The sequence below is a fragment of the uncultured Varibaculum sp. genome (assembly GCF_902489465.1).
Lineage (GTDB): Bacteria > Actinomycetota > Actinomycetes > Actinomycetales > Actinomycetaceae > Varibaculum.
This window is the reverse complement of record NZ_CABTZZ010000011.1, coordinates 26,589-45,145: the sequence shown is the minus strand read 5'-3', so window position 1 is coordinate 45,145 and position 18,557 is coordinate 26,589. Positions and strand designations below refer to the sequence as shown.

The window sequence follows — 18,557 nt, the reverse complement described above, 5'->3', positions numbered from 1 at the left end:
TCCGAGGAGGCGTGGGCGCGCGCAGACGCCATGAAGGCATAACTGCCCGTGCTGCCTCTCATCCGGACTATAACCGTCGGTACCGGAATTTCACCGGTTCAGCCGCCCATAGTGAGCGGGTCGCGGACTTTACCGCCGGTTCGGATTTTCACCGACCCCGGAGCACCCGTTTATTATGCCACATTTTCTCTCGGTTTGCTCAGCGCGCGAGGGAGTCTCGCATTTGCGATAATGGAGCTAGCCTCGAGAACAGGAGTTGTCCATGATCCCGAATTATCGTTTTGGTAGCGAAGAGTTACCGGTACAGGCCGGCCGCTACCTGCTAGTTGTTTCTCCTACCTGCCCCTATTGCCGCCGGGTCACGATTGCGCGGCGACTTTTAGGTTTAGAGGCCGCGATCGGGGTACGCTATGCTACCGGATCAGGCCCGGATGGTTTCGAGTTTATTCGGGACGGCTATTCCTATGACCCGGCGCTGATGGTGCGTTCAGCGCGCGAGCTTTATCGCCGCCAACCCAATTTTGAGCCTGATGACCCGCAAACCGTGCCGGTGATACTAGATTCCCAGCGCGATAACCAGATCGTGGCTACCGAGTCCGCCGATATGCTGCTCGATTTTTGCACCGCTTGGAAACCTTTTAGTCATTTTGAAGCCCCTGACCTATATCCGGCAGCTGAGCAGACAAAACTAGATACCCTCGATGCTTGGCTAAATAAGCAGCTGGTGGCACCTTCCTGGGCGGTTTCTCACGGAGAAGCGGATGCCCAAAGCAGTCGGAATTTTTCGCTGGCTTTGGAACGCCTGGAAGAAATGTTGCGGGAAAGTCCATTCCTTACTGGTGAGCAACCCGTCGAAAGCGATATTCGCGCCTTTGTGGTTTTCCAAGTGCTTTCCGTGTCTTCTCCCGAAATCTTGCGTGATTTCGAGGCCATTAGCGAATATCTTTCTCGCTTGAGCAAATTGCCAGCTTGGGTCAGTCCCGAAGAGGCGGCGGCTTTGGATCCTAACTATTCCGGCAGTGGCGAATCTGAAGACTCTGCCGGGGCGATCGCCTGTAGCGCCTAAAGTTTCCCCTATAGTTAGGGCGTGTTCGATCGCTACGGAAAAGACGTCCTCGCTAACGATAATTGGCGCAAGCTCCCTGCTTCCCGCCCGGTTGCTGCTACCCGCGGTCTGGTAGTTGAGGACGTGATGACCGGTTTTGTAGGCGCCGTGTTGCGCTGTTATAAAGCCGGCGGCATGTATCTGGTGGAGCTGGAGGATCGCCGCGGCAAAGTGCGAGCTTTCCCGCTAGGAGCCGGTTTTTGGATTGACGGAAAACCGGTAGAGCTGCGAGCTCCCGCACCTAAAGTCAAAAACGACAACTCTCCTAAGTTGGCAACTGGTCGCGCCGCCACTAATTCGGGTTCTCGTCGCGACCCTTGCCAGGACAAGCAGTGGGCGCGGGTAGCGCGGGCTTCCCGGATTTGGGTAGAAGGACGCCACGACGCGGAGCTAGTAGAACACGTTTGGGGCGATGACCTGCGAGAGCTGGGAGTGGTGGTAGAGATCCTGGACGGGGTGGATCATCTTCAGGAGCGGTTAGCTCAGTTCGCTCCTACCTCGCAGACAAGAATCGGCGCCTTAGTAGATCACCTGGTAGCCGGCTCTAAAGAGTCGCGTATCGCCCAGCACTGTATAGAAACTTTTGGCGAGGACGCAGTCGCGATTGCCGGGCACCCCTTTGTGGATGTGTGGCAGGCAGTAAAGCCTCAACGCTTGGGGTTATCCGCTTGGCCGCAGGTACCGCGCGGCACCGATATTAAAGTGAGCAGCCTGCAGGCGCTAGGCCTGCCAGCAGCAAGCCAGACGGATATTGCTCAAGGTTGGAAACACATTTTGCGCCAAGTGCGCGACTGGCGCGACCTGGAACCCGGGCTGTTAGGGCCGGTAGAATCACTAATCGATTTCGTTACCGCCACCGGCACCCGCTAACTTACCAGCCCAGAAGTTCGCGGGTAACATAGTCAGCCATTAAACGCCCCCGCAAAGTTAATATCGCCTCGCCCCGGCGCGCCGCCGCTTCTTCAAGATATCCCGCCGCCACCAGCGCCGGTAACTGGGATCGTTCTTCTGCCCGCAAACTTTTTACTCCCGCAGCGGTACGCAGCCCCAACATAATCCGTTCCAATTCCCGACTGGCCACCGCGACCACCTCCCCATCTTGAACTGGAAGGTCACCCGCGGCTACGCGACTAGCGTAGCCGCGGGGATGTTTCCAGTTCCACCAACGCACCTGACCGAGATGAGAATGCGCGCCCGGCCCGATCCCCCACCAATTCCAGTCCCGCCAATAAGCCAGGTTGTGCCGCGATACATTCGTTAAATAAGTAGCATCCGGAATCTGCGGGCTAGGAAGTTTTTCGGCCTCTAGCCGCTTTGCCCAGTTGGAGATCTCGTACCATTCGAAACCGGCTGCTTTTAGCAGCGAGTCCGCCATTTCATATTTTTCCGCCTGGCCATCGGGATCAATCGGAGACAGTTGTCCCCGCTCCACCTGGGCATGCATTTTCGTGCCCGGCTCAATCACCAAAGAATAGGCGCTAATATGGTCAACTTCTAAGGCCAAGGCTGCCTGCAGCGAAGCTTCCCAATCAGCTAAAGACTCCCCCGGAGTCCCGTAAATCAAATCCAAAGATACCGCGAGGCCGGCGCCGCGCAGCGCCGCTACTGCCTGGGGAAGATTTTCCGGACGATGAGTCCGCTCCAAAGTGGCCAATACCTGCGGCAGTGCCGATTGCATTCCCAGGGACACGCGAGTAAATCCACTGGCGGCTAGCTCCCGCGCCACCTGGTCAGTTATCGTGTCCGGGTTAGCTTCAATCGAAACCTCGGCGCCCGGAGCTATTCCCCAGGTACTTACCACTTCCTCCAGGATTTCCCGAAGCGCCCGTACGCTTAGCAGGGTGGGGGTACCGCCTCCAAAATAAACCGAGGACGCCGGGGGTGGAACCAGCTTATGCTCGCGCAAAAACTGGGCTGCCAGCGCCAGCTCTTTACGCGCCGAATCATGGTAGCTTGCCCGGTCAGCACCCGCTCCAAAATCTTTCACATAGGTGTTGAAGTCGCAGTACCCGCAGCGCACCCGGCAAAAAGGCACATGTATATAGACCGCGAAGTCGGTCGCCTGCCGCCCCACATCGAGCCGCGTCGCGTTCTCTCTCGCTACTGCAGGGAGCTGTGAGCATCCGCCCTCATAAGCAGCCGAAAAAAGCTCTTTTAGCTTGGAGGTGCCACTCACGAAAGCCGCTGTGCCACCAAGTCGAACACTTCCCGTCCCGCATCGATTGCGCGCCGCTCAAACTTAGTCATCACGCGCCCTTCCCAACGCGGCGCAAAACCGCCGCGACCCGGATCCGGGTCTTCCTCATGGGGATTAACCCCCGCATATGGGTTCTCAAAATAGGGGGAATCCTCAATAACATCCCGCATCTGGAAGGCATAATCCGACCAGTCAGTGGCCAGGCGCCATACTCCCCCGGGACGCAGTACTCGCGCCACCGTTCGCGCAAATTCGGCCTGCACGAGACGCCGTTTATGATGTTTGGTTTTGCGCCACGGATCCGGGAAGAAAGTCCACACCTCATCCAAGGAGGCTTCTTCAAATAGAATCGGTAAAGCTTGAGCCGCGTCAGCCTCAATAATCCGCAGGTTATCCACCCCGGCTTTAACCGCTTTCGACACGGTTTGCGCTACTCCCGGACGGTAAACTTCGAACCCGATATAGTCCCGATCAGGATGCGATACCGCCGCCGACACAATCTGATCGCCGTTACCCGTCCCAATTTCCAGGCGCACCAGCGCTTTGCGATCAAAGAGACGTTTAAACGATAAGGGTTTCGCATCCTCGGCCACCGCGGTATGTCCGGCACCGACGGGTACCGTTACTACATAGTCACCGGCATGGGCGTCCCAAGTATGTTGTAAAGAATCGCTAAGCTGGCGCGCCCGGGAGACAAAAGACTTCGACCTGGCCAGATAGCGCCCTTCCGGAGATGACAGGTCAAAATCGGAGGTCTGGCCTCCGGCTTCACCCACCGTCAGTTCCGCCTGAGAACCTGGTACCGCTGCAGCTTCCTCGCGTTCAGATAGTTCTTCACTCATGACTTACCCCTTTCCCGTGGGAGCATCTTGGGTTATGGCATCGATGAAAGCCGAGTTCGGGATTTCCACCGCGCCCACTGCTTTCATTCGTTTCTTTCCTGCCTTTTGTTTTTCTAAAAGTTTGCGCTTGCGGGAAATATCCCCGCCATAGCATTTCGCCAACATATCTTTGCGTAGCGCTCGAATAGTTTGCCGGGCAATAATCCGCGAACCCACTGCCGCTTGCACTGGAATCTCGAATTGCTGGCGGGGAATCAACTCTTTTAGCCGCCGCGTCATTTTATCCCCATACGCATAGGCCGCATCCCGATGCACAATGGCGCTAAAGGCATCCACGCCCTCGCCGTTTAATAAAATATCTACCTTCACCAGGTCAGCAGATTGGGTACCTGCCTCGTGATAATCCAAGGAAGCAAAGCCCCGCGTCCGGGATTTCAGCTGGTCAAAGAAGTCAAACACGATCTCCGCTAAAGGCAGACGATAATGCATTTCTACCCGGTCAGAGGATAGATACTCCATCTTCCCTAAGGTGCCCCGCCGGCCCTGGCAAAGCTCCATGATGCGTCCTACATAGTCATTTGGAGTCAAAACCGTAGCTTCCACTACCGGTTCTTGCACGTCCATGACTTTCCCATCCGGATATTCGGAAGGATTGGTCACTTCTAGTTCCGTACCGTCCTCTTGAGTGACGCGATAAACCACCGAGGGGGCAGTAGCGATAATCGATAGTCCAGCCTCCCGCTCCAGGCGCTCTTTCACGATCTCTAGGTGCAGCAACCCCAAAAACCCGCAGCGAAATCCAAACCCCAAGGCCACAGAGGTTTCGGGTTCAAAAGTAATCGCCGCATCGTTTAACTGCAGCCGATCCAACGCCTCTCGCAGATCCGGGAAATCATCACCATCTACCGGATAGATCCCCGAATAAACCATCGGTTTAGGTTCTTGATAGCCGGGAAGAATCTCACTGGCCGGATCCTTGGCACTGGTTACCGTGTCACCAACTTTAGATAGCCGCACATCCTTAGCGCCAGTAATCAAATAACCCACTTCGCCCGGCCCTAACCCAGCAGCCGGGGTAGGCTCCGGAGAAATAGCCCCAATCTCTAAAAGCTCATGCTCAGAACCAGTGGACATCATTTTTACCCGCTGACCCTTTTTAAGGCTGCCATCCATCATCCGCACATAGGTCACTACTCCGCGGTAAGTGTCGTAGACGGAATCAAAAATTAGGGCACGCGGTTCCTTACTGCTGGACTTAGGGGATGGAACCTCCGCTACAATCCGATCCAGGAGCTCCGGCACCCCTTCACCGGTCTTGGCTGATACCCGCAGGCATTCCTCGGGGGATCCTCCCAACAGTCCCGCGATTTCCTCCGCACAACGATCTGGTTGCGCCGCCGGAAGATCAATCTTATTAAGTACCGGAATAATTACCAGGTCATGTTCCATCGCCAGATAGAGATTCGCTAGGGTTTGCGCTTCAATCCCCTGCGAAGAATCGATTAGTAAGATCGCCCCTTCGCAAGCAGCTAGTGAACGAGACACCTCATAAGAAAAGTCCACGTGACCGGGGGTATCAATCATATTCAGCACATAGTGAGTGTCCCCCACCTGCCAGGGCATGCGCACTGCCTGGGATTTAATCGTGATTCCGCGTTCGCGTTCAATATCCATCCGATCCAGATATTGCTCGCGCATATCTCGTTCCGAGACCACCCCGGTGTCCCCCAACATCCGATCAGCCAGCGTAGACTTGCCATGATCGATATGGGCGATGATACAAAAATTACGAATCTGCTGGGGATCCGTATTACCGGGGGAAATCCCTAAATCCCGCTCGCTACTAGCCAATACTATTATCTTCCTATTAAAATCCCGCTGTCTTCTCGCGTTATCCTATTGCCTTAAGTCGCAAACCCCTAACTACGAGGACGCGGCTTACGCCGGGTACGGGTGCGAGCAGTTGGTTTTGCTGCGGGAGTCGCTTGCTCACTAGCAACATCGGACTTCGCTGCCGGCTTTGCTGCCGGTTTAGGTTTAGCGGCTGCTTTCGTGGAGGTCTTTGCCGCAGTTTTCCTAGCGGCAGGTTTCTTAGTCGCGGCAGGTTTCTTGGCCGCAGGCTTTTTAACAGGCGCTGCTTTAGAAGCATTAGCCTTTGCTGACGCATCCTCACTATCGGAAGAGGCTGCCACAGAGCTTGTCGCACCAGAGTTCTTTAATGCCGGCTTTTTCCTGTCACTGCGGTGCACCGGCCCATAGACTGCCGAGCGATTACGCGACGCTCCAGGCCTAGGCGCTACCTTTTCCTCCGGTTCTTCCTCCGCAATTTCTACCACTTCTGGTTCCGGGGTGGGAGGTGTTTGCTCCGCTTCTTCAGCTTCCCCCTCGGCTGGCAGTATCGGCAAGCCCCAGGCTTTAGCTACCAGTTCTAGAGAATGAATGCGTACTTGGGGATCGTAAGCGTGAGTAACGGTGATGATCTCATCTACCATGTACTTACGGGAAACCCAATCCATCTTCTCTACTACTTGCTCCGGGGTGCCGACCGCGTGGATAGAGGGCAATGCCCGCACCCGATCGGCGAGCTTTTCACCCAAAGTCGCATCCAGATCATCCGTGGGCGGGGTGAGCGTTCCCGGCCGCCCGGAAAGCACATTACCCTGAACCTGTTGGGTCGTAGTGAACTGGTACTTTGCTTCCGCTTCGTCCTCGTTACACATCACGTTCATCCCCATCATCACTACCGGATGATCCACCATGGCAGTCGGGGATTTCGCGTTGAACTCGCGCCGATATATCTCGATAGCCTCATCAACATTGTAAGGAGCGAAGTGACCAGCAAACACATAGGGCATTCCCAGGTCAGCGGCAACCTTGGCGCCCGCAGAGGACGAAGACAACATCCACATCGGGATGCAAGTACCCTCGCCAGGAATCGCGCGTACCCGAGTGTAAGGGCGATCCACCCCGATAACTTCAATCCCGAGAATCGAGGCTTCCGCACCTGAAACCACCCCGGAGTGCACCACTGATTTTTGATCTGACAGGTAGCTGGCGAGCTCCTCGAGATCCTCCTCGAAATAAGCTGGCTCACTAGAGCCGCGATGTAGCGCCCGAGCCGTAGCTGGATCAGTTCCGGGAGCCCTGCCTAATCCTAGATCAACCCGCCCCTCGTAAATGGTGTAAAGAGTTCCGTAGGTTTCCGCTACCGTAAGTGGAGCCCAGTTAGGCAACATCACCCCGCCGGCACCTACCCGCAGACGAGTAGTGTTTTCCAAGGCGCGGGTGATTATCACCGATGAAGCCGAACACATGAAAACTTGCGAACCGTGATGTTCTGCTACCCACAGGCGGGTGTAGCCCAAACGGTCAGCATTCTTCGCCAGATTTAGCGAAGTGTCCAGGGCTTCTTTCCGGGTCATCCCGGTAGAAAGCGGCGCCAACTCCAAAATGTTCAAAGGAACCCGCCCGTTGGATAATTTGGCAGCGGGAATTGGATTAGGTACCAATTTATTCCTTTCCTCAACACCCCTCACGGGGGCAATAATCATCTTCTCTTAGGTTACGCTAATTACGCCCGCTGAGGGGACTAGAAGCGCTAACCTTTAGAATGAAAAATAAAAAACCGCGCTAAAAATCGGAATATGTAGGACTTAGTGACTTTAGGAGCGGCTGAAACTAGATGGGGATGGAAGATAATAACGAGGGCGCAGCAGGCGCCGCCGCTAGCATCACCTCGGTGCGTGCCGACATTTGGGTGTGGGCGGTACGCAAGTATAAAACCCGTTCGGCAGCGGCTAAAGCCTGCAAAGCTGGTCACGTAAAGATCAATGGCAAGAGTGCTAAGGCGTCGTCTCCGGTTCGTCTCGGCGACCAAGTAGTGGTGCGGATCGGAGGCTTCGACCACATATTACAGGTCAAGCAGCTACTCGAGCGGCGAGTAAGTTATCCCCTAGCTCGCCTAGCCTATGAAGATTTAACTCCCGAGCGCCTACCAAAGCTGTCTCTACCCTCGCTACCGCGTCGGGAACCAGGATCCGGCCGGCCAACCAAAAAAGAACGTCGCCAATTAGACCGCCTGAGAGGTCGCCGCTCTAACCAGGGACGTCGCTAGCGGTAACCTTTGGGCGTTAGCCGGGAAATCTTGTAGCTGAGGCTCACACTTTAGCGAGATCCTCACTGGGTGCCGGCTTTGTCAAGGATGGCAGGAGAGTCTCCACCGAAGCGCTCGAGGTAGCCCTGACCTTTCCGGAGACGAAACGCAGAAGTGAACTTGATTACCACCCCCGAATTATTTAGCGTCTTAAGGCTCGCGCCTGCTAGACTGATTCGCGGACTTTAGCCCCGGTCGGCTTTAGTCTTGCCGGTTTCTTGCCAGCGTGCCCCACACGCCAGTCCGAATCCGGCTCAGCCCTCTAGACCGCATATTGGATACTCATAGAGAGTGAAAAATTGGCAAATATTAAGTCTCAGAAGAAGCGTATTCGTACGAATGAAAAGCGCCGCTTGCGCAACCGCTCGGTAAAGTCCGAGCTCAAGACGCTGGTACGTCGTACCCGCGAAGCGGTGGCTGCTGGCGATGCCCAGCTAGCCGAATCTGAATTGCGCCTCGCCAGCCAGAAGCTGGATCGCGCCGCGCAAAAGAAGATTATTCACCGCAACCAGGCGGCTAACCGCAAGTCGAAGCTGGCGAAGCTAGTTAACTCTATGGAGAAGTAACTCTTCGAGGGCATTTGGCACCAGGTAAGATCCCGATAGAGTCTTACCTGAAAAATATCTCACCGCATGCGGTGAGATATTTTTATTTTCCGCGCCCTGCCAGCCTCTCATCCATTGTGGATACTATTTCCGGCGCTTAGGGTGGATTCGGGAAGCATCCGTGGGCTAAGTCCCGTAGAACTCCACTGCTGAGGACGCTCCTCCGAGAATGGTCACAGTCCCAAATATCCGCAGTTAATTCCGGTCACTGACGCTTTCTTGGAGTAACTGGCGTCCTGCTACCGGGAGTAATATCTTATCGCCCTCTATACTGAAACCATGAGAAATACCGAAACCGCTTATTTTGCAATGGGCTGCTTTTGGGGAGCAGAACGCCTTTTTTCCAAACTAGACGGGGTGAAGCAAACCGAAGTCGGCTACATGGGAGGACACCTAGAAAACCCAAGTTACCAGCAGGTTTGCACTGACACTACCGGTCACGCGGAAACGGTACGAGTGGTTTTTGATCCTGCACAGATCAGTTACCGCCAGCTGCTAGAGGTATTTTTCTCCCACCACAACCCCACTACCCTTAACCGTCAGGGCGGCGATGTGGGTTCGCAATACCGCTCCCAAATTTTCCCCACTACGGCGGATCAAGAGCATACAGCGCAGACAGTACTTTTGGATCTTAGAAACCAAATCCGCGACCTTTATGGAGCCGAGCCAGTCACCGAAATCGCTAGCGCTTCCCTACTTCCCGCCTTTTACCCGGCACAGGAGTACCATCAACGCTACTTAGAAAAGAATCCCTTCGGCTACTGCTCGATCAAAGATAACGGATTAATGAAATGCAATTAGGAACACTGCAGGTAGAAGTAGTTTTAGCGGATATCACTACGCTGGATGTTGACGCGATTGTCAACGCGGCAAACACTTCCCTACTGGGAGGAGGCGGTGTAGACGGGGCTATTCACCGCGCAGCCGGTTCCGGTCTGCTCCAAGAATGCCGCACCCTAGGCGGAGCCCGAACCGGGGAAGCTAAGGTCACCGGGGGCTATAACCTACCTGCCAAGTACGTGATACATACTCCTGGGCCGGTTTGGCATGGTGGAGGCAGTCGGGAAGCCGAGCTCTTGGCGACTTGTTGGCGCAATTGCTTACACCTGGCTGCGCAGAACCATTGTCGTTCAATAGCATTCCCCTCGATTTCAACCGGGGTCTACCGCTTCCCCATAGCGCAGGCAGCCGCGATTGCCATAGAGCAAATCAAAGATTTTTCCGTCTCTCCCTCTACCCTAAACTCCATAATTATCTGTTGTTTTAGCCCCGAGGATCAGCAGGTTTACCAGCAGACACTATCGGCTTTCGAGGGATAGTTGTGGCGCTTTGGATACTATTGGGAGTTATCGTCGGGATTGTCGCGGGATGGACGATTTTACGTTACCGGCGTAGCCATAATAGCGAGGCCTCACGGCAGGCTCTACAAGCAGCATTTTATGAATGCATACCCCAAGATCAGCGCCCCTTGTACGAGTGTGAGGACGATTTTTCCTCGATAGCGGTTGCCGGGATTGGCAAAACCGCAAGTTTCAAAACTTTTTCGGCCTTGCTACGTAAACTAGGGGCTTCCGATATGGTGATTGCCCGCTTGCTTGCCCCGGTGGCTGACCCCACCCAGCTACGCAGCGCTACTTTCGGACAGTTTGACCTCTACTGGCTGGCGGTCTCTGGCGAAGGACTGCAAGCCATGGTGCGTCCGCGTTCCAAGAAAGGTTCGGTTCCCAACCCCACTCCCCCCAAGAAAAAGTGAAGGTCGAACTAGCTACTAAATGCGCGAAGGAGAGATTTTTCCTCCCGCCCAAGAATTTGGAAAACGTAGCGCCGTTTTCCAAATTCTTATGCCCACCGCACCCACTCGGATAAAATCTCTCCTCCGCGCTTATTACGGATCATTCTCGCCGTCCGCTTCTTCCTATTGGTAATACCGGTCTGCAGGTTAACTCGGATAAATCTTTTCTTCGCGCTACAAAGGTAAACGCAACCGTAACTATTGGACTATACAGGCTTGTATTCCGTGGTTATTCCCACTTCACTAGGCTCAGGAAACTGCAGTAAAATCCCGGGTGGCATGCAGGCGTGCGAGGGCGGATTTATGCCGAGCAGGCTAGGCGGGCGTAAAACTCGTGAAAGACCTCGGTCTTTCACGAGTTTTTGGGCGGGGAGGCAAAATCCGCCCCCGCACGTGCGGGTCTAAGTGGGTAGGGGCGGGAGGAAAATCTCTCCCCCGCATGTACCCCGCGAGTAACCACCTCGCGCAAAGTACGAGAACTAGCCGTTGATTTGCTTGAGGATCATTTCCCGAGCTTCACCGGCATCTGCCTGCCCCTTGGTGGCACGCATGACCCCACCCATGAGGGCGCCAATCGCCTTAACTTTTCCGCCTTTGATTTGCTCCACCACTTTCGGGTTATCCGCAATCACCTGGGCGACTGCGGCCTCTAGGGCAGCGGTGTCTCGTACGATTTCTAGTCCGCGCGCCTGCATAACTTCGGCGGGGGTACCTTCACCTTCCAGTACCCCGGCGATCACCTTTCGAGCCAACTTATCATTAAGTTTACCCTGGTCAACCAAGTCTTGTAGCTGCGCCACATCGGCGGGCTTGGCCGCTACCTGCTCAAGACCCAGGTTCTTTTCTTTGGCAATCCGGGAGATTTCCCCCATCCACCATTTCCGCGCAGCCTGGGGCGCTGCTCCTGCCGCGACCGTGGCCTCGATAATATCCAAGGCGTCCGCGTTTACCACGTCTCGCATTTCCATATCGGAGAAACCGTATTCTTCGCGCAGGCGGCGGCGCCGGGCTACCGGCAGTTCCGGCAGGTTGGCTCGTAGCTCTTCCACCCATTCTTTCGCAGGAGCTACCGGCACCAAATCTGGTTCCGGGAAATAGCGGTAATCTTCAGCGTCAGATTTTTCCCGCCCCGAAGAAGTGGTAGCAGTATCTTCATGCCAGTGACGAGTTTCTTGGATAACTTTGCCACCTTCAGAAAGAATCTTGGCTTGGCGGCGAATCTCGAAAGTAACCGTTTTTTCAATGGCTTTAAACGAGTTCACGTTCTTAGTTTCCGTGCGGGTTCCCAAGGGCGCATCCGGGCTGGGCCGCAAAGACACGTTCACATCCGCGCGCACGTTTCCCCGTTCCATCCGGGCCTCGGAAACCTCCAGGGCTCGGAAAATATCGCGCAAAGTACGCACATATGCGGCAGCTACCTCGGGAGCGCGATCCCCCGCGCCCTCAATAGGGCGAGTAACAATCTCAACTAGCGGCACCCCGGCGCGGTTATAGTCCACCAGGGAATAGGCGGCACCTTGGATACGACCGGCATCGCCTCCGATATGGGTGTTTTTACCAGCGTCCTCTTCCATATGGGCACGTTCAATATTGACCCGGAAGATTTCCCCATCATCGAGTTCAACATCTACATAACCGTCATGGGCGATAGGTTCATCGAATTGGGAAATCTGGTAGGCCTTCGCCAGGTCGGGATAGAAATAGTTTTTACGGGCGAAGCGGCAGAAGGGGGCAATCTCGCAATTGAGTGCCAGCCCAATCTTGATCGCGTATTCCACTGCCCGCTCGTTAGCTACCGGTAGGGATCCGGGTAACCCTACAGAGACCGGGGTTACCCGAGTGTTGGGTTCCCCCAGTGAAGAGTTCGGGGCGCTATCAAACATTTTGGTTTCAGTGCCCAGCTCAACATGGACTTCTAACCCCAATACCGGATCGAATTCGGCTACTGCATCTTCGTATTTCATTAAATCGCTCATTGCTTCTCCTCTACTTCACCGGGCAAGCAGCCGGAACATCGGTGCCGCAGGCGTCAACTGCGGCCTGGGCTACCTGATACATAAGGGCGTCGGCACGCTGAGGCGCCATTACCTGGAAACCAATCGGCAGTCCTTGATGATCTAACCCGATCGGCACGCTGATCGCCGGAATACCTGCCAGGTTCGCGGGGATAGTGGCAATATCGCAGTTGTACATGGTCAGCGGGTCGCCAATCTTTTCCCCGAGTTTGAAGGCTACAGTCGGCGAAGTAGGCAGCACTAGCGCATCTACCTGCGAGAACGCCTTGGCATAGTCTTCTTGCACCAAGGTGCGTACCTTTTGGGCGCTACCGTAATAGGCATCAAAGTACCCGGCAGATAACACGTGGGTACCCAGAATAATCCGGCGTTTAACTTCTGCCCCAAAACCGGCTTCGCGGGTAGCCGCCATTACGGTTTCGGCAGTTACCGGCCCGGAGGTCGACTCTACCCGGATTCCGAAACGGATACCGTCAAAGCGTGCCATGTTAGAAGAAACTTCTGCCGGCATAATCAAGTAGTAGGCGGCGAGGGCGTCTTTAAAGGAAGGCATATCGATTTCAGTAACCGTAGCTCCCCGCTCTTTCAAAGCCGCCACCGTATCGTTAAAGGTGCGGGTTACGTCCTCTTCGTAGCCATCTCCGCTGCCCTGTTTAACTACCCCCAGGCGCAGCCCTGAGAGGTCAGTTTTACCTTGGTATTCCTGCACTGCCTCCAGCAATGCCGGAACCGGTTCATCTAGGGAAGTGGAGTCAAAGGGGTCATGCCCGCCCACTAACTCTTGTAACGCCGCCGCGTCCGCCACCGTGCGGGTCACCGGACCGATCTGATCTAGCGAGGAAGCCATAGCTACCAGACCGTATCGGGAAACCGCCCCGTAGGTGGGTTTGGCGCCCACGGTGCCAGTTACTGCACCGGGCTGACGAATCGAGCCACCGGTGTCGGAACCTAAAGCTAAAGGCACCATGAAGGAGGCGACTGCCGCAGCCGACCCCCCGCCCGAGCCACCGGGAATCCGAGAAAGATCCCAAGGATTGTGGGTGGGCCCAAAGGCAGAATGCTCAGTAGACGAGCCCATCGCGAACTCGTCCATATTGGTTTTACCGATAATCGGGAGCCCCGCATCTTTGATTTTGCTAACTACCGTGGCATCGTAGGGAGGCTTCCAACCAGCCAAAATCTTGGAGCAGCAAGTAGTTTCCTGCCCGCGGGTAACCATATTGTCTTTCAAGGCAATCGGCAGACCGGCTAAGGGATGTAGTTCTTCTCCGCTCTGGCGAGCCTTGTCTACGCGCCGGGCAGTCTCTAAGGCGCCCTCGGAATCTAAATGCACGAACACATTTAGGCTCGGGTTTAACTGTTCAATCCGATCTAGGCAAGCCTGAGTCAGCTGTTCGGAAGTCAGCTCCCCAGCGCGCAGCTTCTCCGCTAGCTGCAGGGCTGAAAGTTTCAAAAAGTCTTCCACGGTTACTCCTCCCCAATGATTTGCGGTACCCGGAACTGGCCATCTTCAGCCAAAGGCGCTCCGGACAATAGTTCCTCCCGGTCAAGGCACTGTCCTACCTCGTCTGGTCGGAGTACATTGCTCATCTCAATCGGGTGGGAGGTGGCTTTAGTATCAGGTCCTACGGCCTCAGAGACGGTAGCAACCGCCGCCGCGATCTGCCCCAGCTCCCCCGCGAACTGGTCTATTTCTTCATCGGTGAGTGCGATCCGCGCCAAAGCGGCCACGCGCACTACTTCATCCCTATCAATTGTCGACATAGCCCCAGTCTAATGCCCGCGGCTCTCCCGGTCATATTACGCCTCTAAACCCCCCATCGGGCTCGAGGCGACAGCAGCGGTCGATTGAGCTTAGACCAGGAAGGCGAAGGGACGTAATAGTCGCTCTGCTATCCGGGCAATAAAGGGACGCTGATTCCATTCGTGGCGGCTAATAGAGCGCGCATTTAACAGGTCAGTAAAGAAAATATTCTCCATATTCGCCGCTAGCGGCCGGGAGGTAATCGACATATTTATTTCATGGTTGCCGGTCATTGATAGCCGGTCGATATTGGCGGTGCCGATTGTTGACCAGTATCCATCGATAACCGCGGTTTTGGCGTGGATCATGACATTGTCATACAGCCACAGTTCCACCTGGTTATCGAGCAGGTCAGTTAGGTAGGATCGGGAAATCCAATCCGCGAGAATATGGTTTGATTTGGCTGGTACCAGTACCTTCACGTCCACTCCCCGGCGGGCAGCATCAATGAGGGAACGCTGGATTACCCGATCGGGAACGAAATAAGCCGAAGTGATATAGGCGGATTCTTGTGCTTTATCCAGGGCGTTCACATACATTCCGCGTATTGGAAATAACAGTCGTTTCGGGTCATTAACGCAGGCTTGAATTTTCGAATTCCAGGATTTGGCACGCGGATCCCGCACTTTCTTTAAACGCAAATGCCATTTTTGCGCGTAATTCCAAAAGTCCAAGAAAGCGCTTTCCAGCTCCCACACGTTGGAGCCGCTAATGCGCAAATGGGTGTCTCGCCACTGGTTGTCCAAGTAATAGGAGCCGATGTTGTAGCCCCCCACAAAACCCACCTTGGAGTCCACTACCAAGATTTTACGGTGATCACGCGCCGTATGTTTTAAGGAATATCCCAGGACATGCAGGTTTTTTAACCTGGGGAAATGGAAGAACCGGGGATCGACCACCATATTTCCAAAACGATCCCAGATGATATAGACCTCGGCGCCGCGCTCTGCTGCCCGAATCAGGGCGTCTTTGAATTCTTGTCCGATTTCATCTGATTTCCAGATGAAAGTTTCAAAGAATACCCGCTCTTTCGCGCCCTCGATAACCGCAAGCATATCGCGATAGAGAGTTTCTCCATCCATATAGGTTTTCAGGCAGGAGCGATCCACCCGGATCGGTTGAGGTTTAATCTGGGGATAACCACCCGGTTTACCGGTTTGTCGCAACTTACGTAACTGGTCAATCGCCACGATAACCGTAACCGTCACGGCTTGCAGGGTCGCAATCACCGCAGCCACAATTTTTAACCCGCGCAGTAACGGTGGGATCGTTTTCTTCGGGATCCTCAACATAGTTACCACTTTAACGCCTTACCTGAGGACTTTGTTGCATACACGCTAAAACAAGCTATCAGAAGCGCTCCCGGATGTCTGTGGTGTTGGAGGGGGCGTTTTCTTGGGTGAGGACGCAGGTGGGGTAGCTATTGTTTGCCCACTTCCTTGCGCTACTGCTTGCTCATTTCTTGTCCCAACTCCCCGTCCAACGGCTGCTAGGGTTGCTTCCATTCCCTGTGCTAAAAGCTGCGAAAAATACTGCTCAGGCAGGCAAGCCACCCCGAGTTCGCGGGCTTTCTTTAGTTTTGATCCGGCCTTTTCTCCGTAAACTAGCAGGTCGGTATTTTTTGAAACCGAGGATGCAGATTTTCCCCCTGCCCGCATTAGGGCTTCTTTGGCTTCGTCGCGAGTGTAACCCTCTACCTTGCCGGAGACCACTACGTTTAATCCAGATAGGGTTTGCTGAGAGTCAGCGGCGGCCTCTTCGCGCATCACTACCCCCGCTTTTTCCCAGGCAGACACGATTTCCTGGTGCCAGTCAACAGCGAACCACCCCTTTATAGAGGAGGCTATTTCCGCCCCAATATCATCCACGCTGGTGAGTTCACTTTCGCTGGCATTGGCGATTGCCCGCAGGCTCCCAAAACGTGCAGCTAGTGTCCGGGATGCCTGGGGACCTAGATGCCTAATAGATAATGCCACTAAGATCCGCCACAGTGGCTGAGTTTTCGCTTTTTCCAGCTCCTCAAGCAGCAACTTTCCCCGCGCCGCCAGGGCGGGTGCCTGGGGGTTTCCGCCTGCAAAATAGGGGGTGTAGCTCCAGATTTCTCCACTGCTCAGCAGCTTTTTGCTTAGGTCTGCGGCTTCTTTATCGCTTTTTCCTGCTGATATTAACTGGGCTTTTAGTTTGGCTCGGTCGCTTTTGTTTACCTGTTTTCGGTTCCAGGTTTTTACCTGGAGGAGCTGTTCAGCATCTAAATCAAATAGCCCAGATTCGCAGGGAAGAACCGGGGACGTTGGCGGGGGCAGTAACGACTCCGCGTCCTCAGCCGGGATGCTAGCTGCTGGATCGGCCTCGGAAAAATAGATAAAGCTACCCGCTGCTGCTATCGCTTCTCCTCGGGTGAGGGCGAGAGCCGCCTGGGGACGCTCTGCCTCCGGCATAGTTAATGCTGCCGCCGATTGTTCTCCTAACCCTTCGATATCGAGGGCGCCGCGCGAAGCTAAGAAAATAACTCGTTCTTTAATCTGCTCGGGGCAATGGCGCTGGTTGGGGCATCTTAGATCCTTATCGCCTTCTTTTTCCGGCCGAATTTCGCTGCCACAGGAAGGACAATGCTGAGGCATTTGCCAATCCTGTTCACTACCGTCTCGTAAATCCACTACCGGGCAGACAATCTCGGGAATCACGTCCCCGGCTTTGCGTAGCACCACCGTGTCCCCAATTTTCACGCCCTTCCGGCGTACCTCGAAAGGATTATGGAGGGTAGCTCGCTCCACATTAGAGCCATCTACCAGCACTTTTTCCATTACCCCGTAGGGGGTTATCCTGCCGGTGCGCCCTACCCCCACCCGGATATCCACTAGTTTGGTGTGAACTTCTTGTGGCGGGAATTTATAGGCAACCGCCCAGCGCGGAGCGCGCGCGGTAAATCCCAGTTGCCCCTGAGTTTTCAGGTCATCGATCTTGAGGACGACCCCGTCGATTTCGTGACTAATCTCGGGTCGGATTTTACCGATATGGGTGATAAATTCTTGGATTTTATCCAGGCCTCGCAGGGGGCGAGTATATTTGCTGACCGGCAGTCCCCACTGACGAAGCTGGTGGTACCACTGCAATTGGCTGGCGGGCGGGGTGAAACCGGCAATTAGATCAGTTGCTTTCCACTGCACTTTCCCTATGCCGTGGGCAATCAAAGCTAGTGGGCGTGCCGCCGTTACCCGGGGATCTTTTTGTCGCAGCGATCCGGCAGCCGCATTGCGGGGATTCACAAAGGGGGGCTCCACTTTGCTGGGAAGCCCTGCCTTTTGCCGCTGCGCGCGCCAAGCGGCAAGATTACCGGCTTTTTTGGCGGATCTGTATTCCTCCCATTGGGCGCTGCGCTGCTCATTTAACTTATTAAAAGCGGAGAGCGGAAAATAGATCTCCCCCCGGATCTCACAAATTTCGGGCACTACGGTGCCGGTAAGCTGGGAGGGAATATTAGCGATAGTGCGAATATTGGCGCTCACGTCCTCACCTACGCTGCCATCTCCGCGGGTAGCTCCCAAGACCAGCTTCCCGTTCCGATAGGTGAGGTTAACCGCTAAACCGTCAATTTTTACTTCTGCACTCACCTGGGGTTTTTCTTTTCCGGTGGCCTGTGCCATTCGCTGGTACCAACTAGAGACTTCTTCGGTGTCAAACACGTCATCTAGGGAGGCCATTCGCTCTAGATGGGTTACGGAAGAAAAAGTTTTTTGTGCGTTCCCCCCTACGGTTTGGGTAGGCGAATCGGGGTTTATTAGCTGCGGAAAACGTCCCTCTAGCTCTTCTAGCTGACGAAATAACCGGTCATATTCCGCATCCGAAAGCGTGGGGCGATCCCGGTCATAATAGAGAACTCGCGCCTGGTTAATCCGGTCTACCAGGTCTTCCCACTGCTTTTGCGCCTGCGTCAATGCCTGCTCGTATTCACTCCCCATGGCTTCATTTTCCCTTTTTTATTCCGAAAAGAAAAAGATTCCTTTTCCTTTAGGAGTTATCCACAGCCTACAAAACCAATCTGGC

16 protein-coding genes and 1 riboswitch are annotated in these 18,557 nt (G+C 54.7%); of the genes, 7 read left to right on the top strand and 9 right to left on the bottom strand.

What is annotated here, in order from left to right; translation table 11 throughout:
* Window positions 1–46 precede the first annotated feature (46 nt).
* Window positions 47–168, bottom strand: a riboswitch (FMN riboswitch).
* A 94-nt stretch (window positions 169–262) separates the two neighbouring features.
* The gene (locus RDM26_RS03600; protein ID WP_307737670.1) at window positions 263–1,066 is read left to right on the top strand and encodes a hypothetical protein; all 804 of its coding nucleotides are present in this window, start codon (window positions 263–265) and stop codon (window positions 1,064–1,066) included.
* Window positions 1,067–1,087: 21 nt separating this feature from the next.
* The gene (locus RDM26_RS03595) at window positions 1,088–1,975 is read left to right on the top strand and encodes a DUF3097 family protein (RefSeq protein WP_307737669.1); all 888 of its coding nucleotides are present in this window, start codon (window positions 1,088–1,090) and stop codon (window positions 1,973–1,975) included.
* A gap of 1 nt (window position 1,976) precedes the next feature.
* Here the strand turns inward: RDM26_RS03595 and hemW are convergent, their stop codons facing one another.
* From hemW to RDM26_RS03575, 4 genes are all read right to left on the bottom strand, one after another.
* A complete protein-coding gene (gene hemW, locus RDM26_RS03590; protein WP_307737668.1) occupies window positions 1,977–3,281 on the bottom strand; it encodes a radical SAM family heme chaperone HemW in 1,305 nt (434 codons plus the stop codon).
* The gene (gene trmB / locus RDM26_RS03585; protein WP_307737667.1) at window positions 3,278–4,144 is read right to left on the bottom strand and encodes a tRNA (guanosine(46)-N7)-methyltransferase TrmB; all 867 of its coding nucleotides are present in this window, start codon (window positions 4,142–4,144) and stop codon (window positions 3,278–3,280) included. Before trmB ends, hemW begins: the two co-directional genes overlap by 4 nt.
* Window positions 4,145–4,147: 3 nt before the next feature.
* Window positions 4,148–5,995, bottom strand: coding sequence for a translation elongation factor 4 (gene lepA, locus RDM26_RS03580; RefSeq protein WP_307737666.1), 1,848 nt, complete (start codon window positions 5,993–5,995; stop codon window positions 4,148–4,150).
* Between the two features lie 68 nt (window positions 5,996–6,063).
* The gene (locus RDM26_RS03575; RefSeq protein WP_307737665.1) at window positions 6,064–7,602 is read right to left on the bottom strand and encodes an MsnO8 family LLM class oxidoreductase; all 1,539 of its coding nucleotides are present in this window, start codon (window positions 7,600–7,602) and stop codon (window positions 6,064–6,066) included.
* Window positions 7,603–7,826: 224 nt separating this feature from the next.
* On the opposite strand from RDM26_RS03575, the gene RDM26_RS03570 reads away from it, so the two are divergent.
* The 5 genes from RDM26_RS03570 (at window position 7,827) to RDM26_RS03550 (ending at window position 10,655) form a co-directional block, all read left to right on the top strand.
* On the top strand, window positions 7,827–8,258 hold the full coding sequence (locus RDM26_RS03570; protein WP_307737664.1) for a S4 domain-containing protein: 432 nt from the start codon (window positions 7,827–7,829) through the stop codon (window positions 8,256–8,258).
* Between the two features lie 338 nt (window positions 8,259–8,596).
* Window positions 8,597–8,863 carry a 30S ribosomal protein S20 gene (gene rpsT / locus RDM26_RS03565; RefSeq protein ID WP_024058548.1) on the top strand — a complete coding sequence of 89 codons (267 nt, stop codon included), beginning with the start codon at window positions 8,597–8,599 and terminating at the stop codon, window positions 8,861–8,863.
* A 318-nt stretch (window positions 8,864–9,181) separates the two neighbouring features.
* A complete protein-coding gene (gene msrA, locus RDM26_RS03560) occupies window positions 9,182–9,703 on the top strand; it encodes a peptide-methionine (S)-S-oxide reductase MsrA (RefSeq protein WP_307737663.1) in 522 nt (173 codons plus the stop codon).
* Window positions 9,694–10,221, top strand: coding sequence for an O-acetyl-ADP-ribose deacetylase (locus tag RDM26_RS03555; protein WP_307737662.1), 528 nt, complete (start codon window positions 9,694–9,696; stop codon window positions 10,219–10,221). Before msrA ends, RDM26_RS03555 begins: the two co-directional genes overlap by 10 nt.
* A gap of 2 nt (window positions 10,222–10,223) precedes the next feature.
* The gene (locus RDM26_RS03550; RefSeq protein WP_307737661.1) at window positions 10,224–10,655 is read left to right on the top strand and encodes a hypothetical protein; all 432 of its coding nucleotides are present in this window, start codon (window positions 10,224–10,226) and stop codon (window positions 10,653–10,655) included.
* Window positions 10,656–11,173: 518 nt separating this feature from the next.
* Here RDM26_RS03550 and gatB read toward each other — a convergent pair.
* From gatB to RDM26_RS03525, 5 genes are all read right to left on the bottom strand, one after another.
* Window positions 11,174–12,670, bottom strand: coding sequence for an Asp-tRNA(Asn)/Glu-tRNA(Gln) amidotransferase subunit GatB (gene gatB, locus RDM26_RS03545; protein WP_307737660.1), 1,497 nt, complete (start codon window positions 12,668–12,670; stop codon window positions 11,174–11,176).
* A gap of 10 nt (window positions 12,671–12,680) precedes the next feature.
* Window positions 12,681–14,174 carry an Asp-tRNA(Asn)/Glu-tRNA(Gln) amidotransferase subunit GatA gene (gene gatA, locus RDM26_RS03540; protein ID WP_307737659.1) on the bottom strand — a complete coding sequence of 498 codons (1,494 nt, stop codon included), beginning with the start codon at window positions 14,172–14,174 and terminating at the stop codon, window positions 12,681–12,683.
* Window positions 14,175–14,176: 2 nt separating this feature from the next.
* On the bottom strand, window positions 14,177–14,473 hold the full coding sequence (gene gatC, locus RDM26_RS03535) for an Asp-tRNA(Asn)/Glu-tRNA(Gln) amidotransferase subunit GatC (RefSeq protein WP_307737658.1): 297 nt from the start codon (window positions 14,471–14,473) through the stop codon (window positions 14,177–14,179).
* A 90-nt stretch (window positions 14,474–14,563) separates the two neighbouring features.
* Complete coding sequence (locus tag RDM26_RS03530; protein ID WP_307737657.1) at window positions 14,564–15,805, bottom strand: phospholipase D-like domain-containing protein; 1,242 nt, start codon at window positions 15,803–15,805, stop codon at window positions 14,564–14,566.
* Window positions 15,806–15,850: 45 nt separating this feature from the next.
* Complete coding sequence (locus RDM26_RS03525) at window positions 15,851–18,472, bottom strand: helix-hairpin-helix domain-containing protein (protein ID WP_307737656.1); 2,622 nt, start codon at window positions 18,470–18,472, stop codon at window positions 15,851–15,853.
* Between the last annotated feature and the right edge of the window lie 85 nt (window positions 18,473–18,557).

Bases quoted from the DNA above. Each gene is read 5' to 3' on its own strand.
- RDM26_RS03525 (WP_307737656.1), bottom strand. From the start codon at position 18,472: ATGGGGAGTGAATACGAGCAGGCATTGACGCAGGCGCAAAAGCAGTGG.
- RDM26_RS03530 (WP_307737657.1), bottom strand. From the start codon at position 15,805: ATGTTGAGGATCCCGAAGAAAACGATCCCACCGTTACTGCGCGGGTTA.
- RDM26_RS03555 (WP_307737662.1), top strand. From the start codon at position 9,694: ATGCAATTAGGAACACTGCAGGTAGAAGTAGTTTTAGCGGATATCACT.
- RDM26_RS03600 (WP_307737670.1), top strand. From the start codon at position 263: ATGATCCCGAATTATCGTTTTGGTAGCGAAGAGTTACCGGTACAGGCC.
- gatC (WP_307737658.1), bottom strand. From the start codon at position 14,473: ATGTCGACAATTGATAGGGATGAAGTAGTGCGCGTGGCCGCTTTGGCG.
- trmB (WP_307737667.1), bottom strand. From the start codon at position 4,144: ATGAGTGAAGAACTATCTGAACGCGAGGAAGCTGCAGCGGTACCAGGT.
- msrA (WP_307737663.1), top strand. From the start codon at position 9,182: ATGAGAAATACCGAAACCGCTTATTTTGCAATGGGCTGCTTTTGGGGA.
- RDM26_RS03570 (WP_307737664.1), top strand. From the start codon at position 7,827: ATGGGGATGGAAGATAATAACGAGGGCGCAGCAGGCGCCGCCGCTAGC.
- gatB (WP_307737660.1), bottom strand. From the start codon at position 12,670: ATGAGCGATTTAATGAAATACGAAGATGCAGTAGCCGAATTCGATCCG.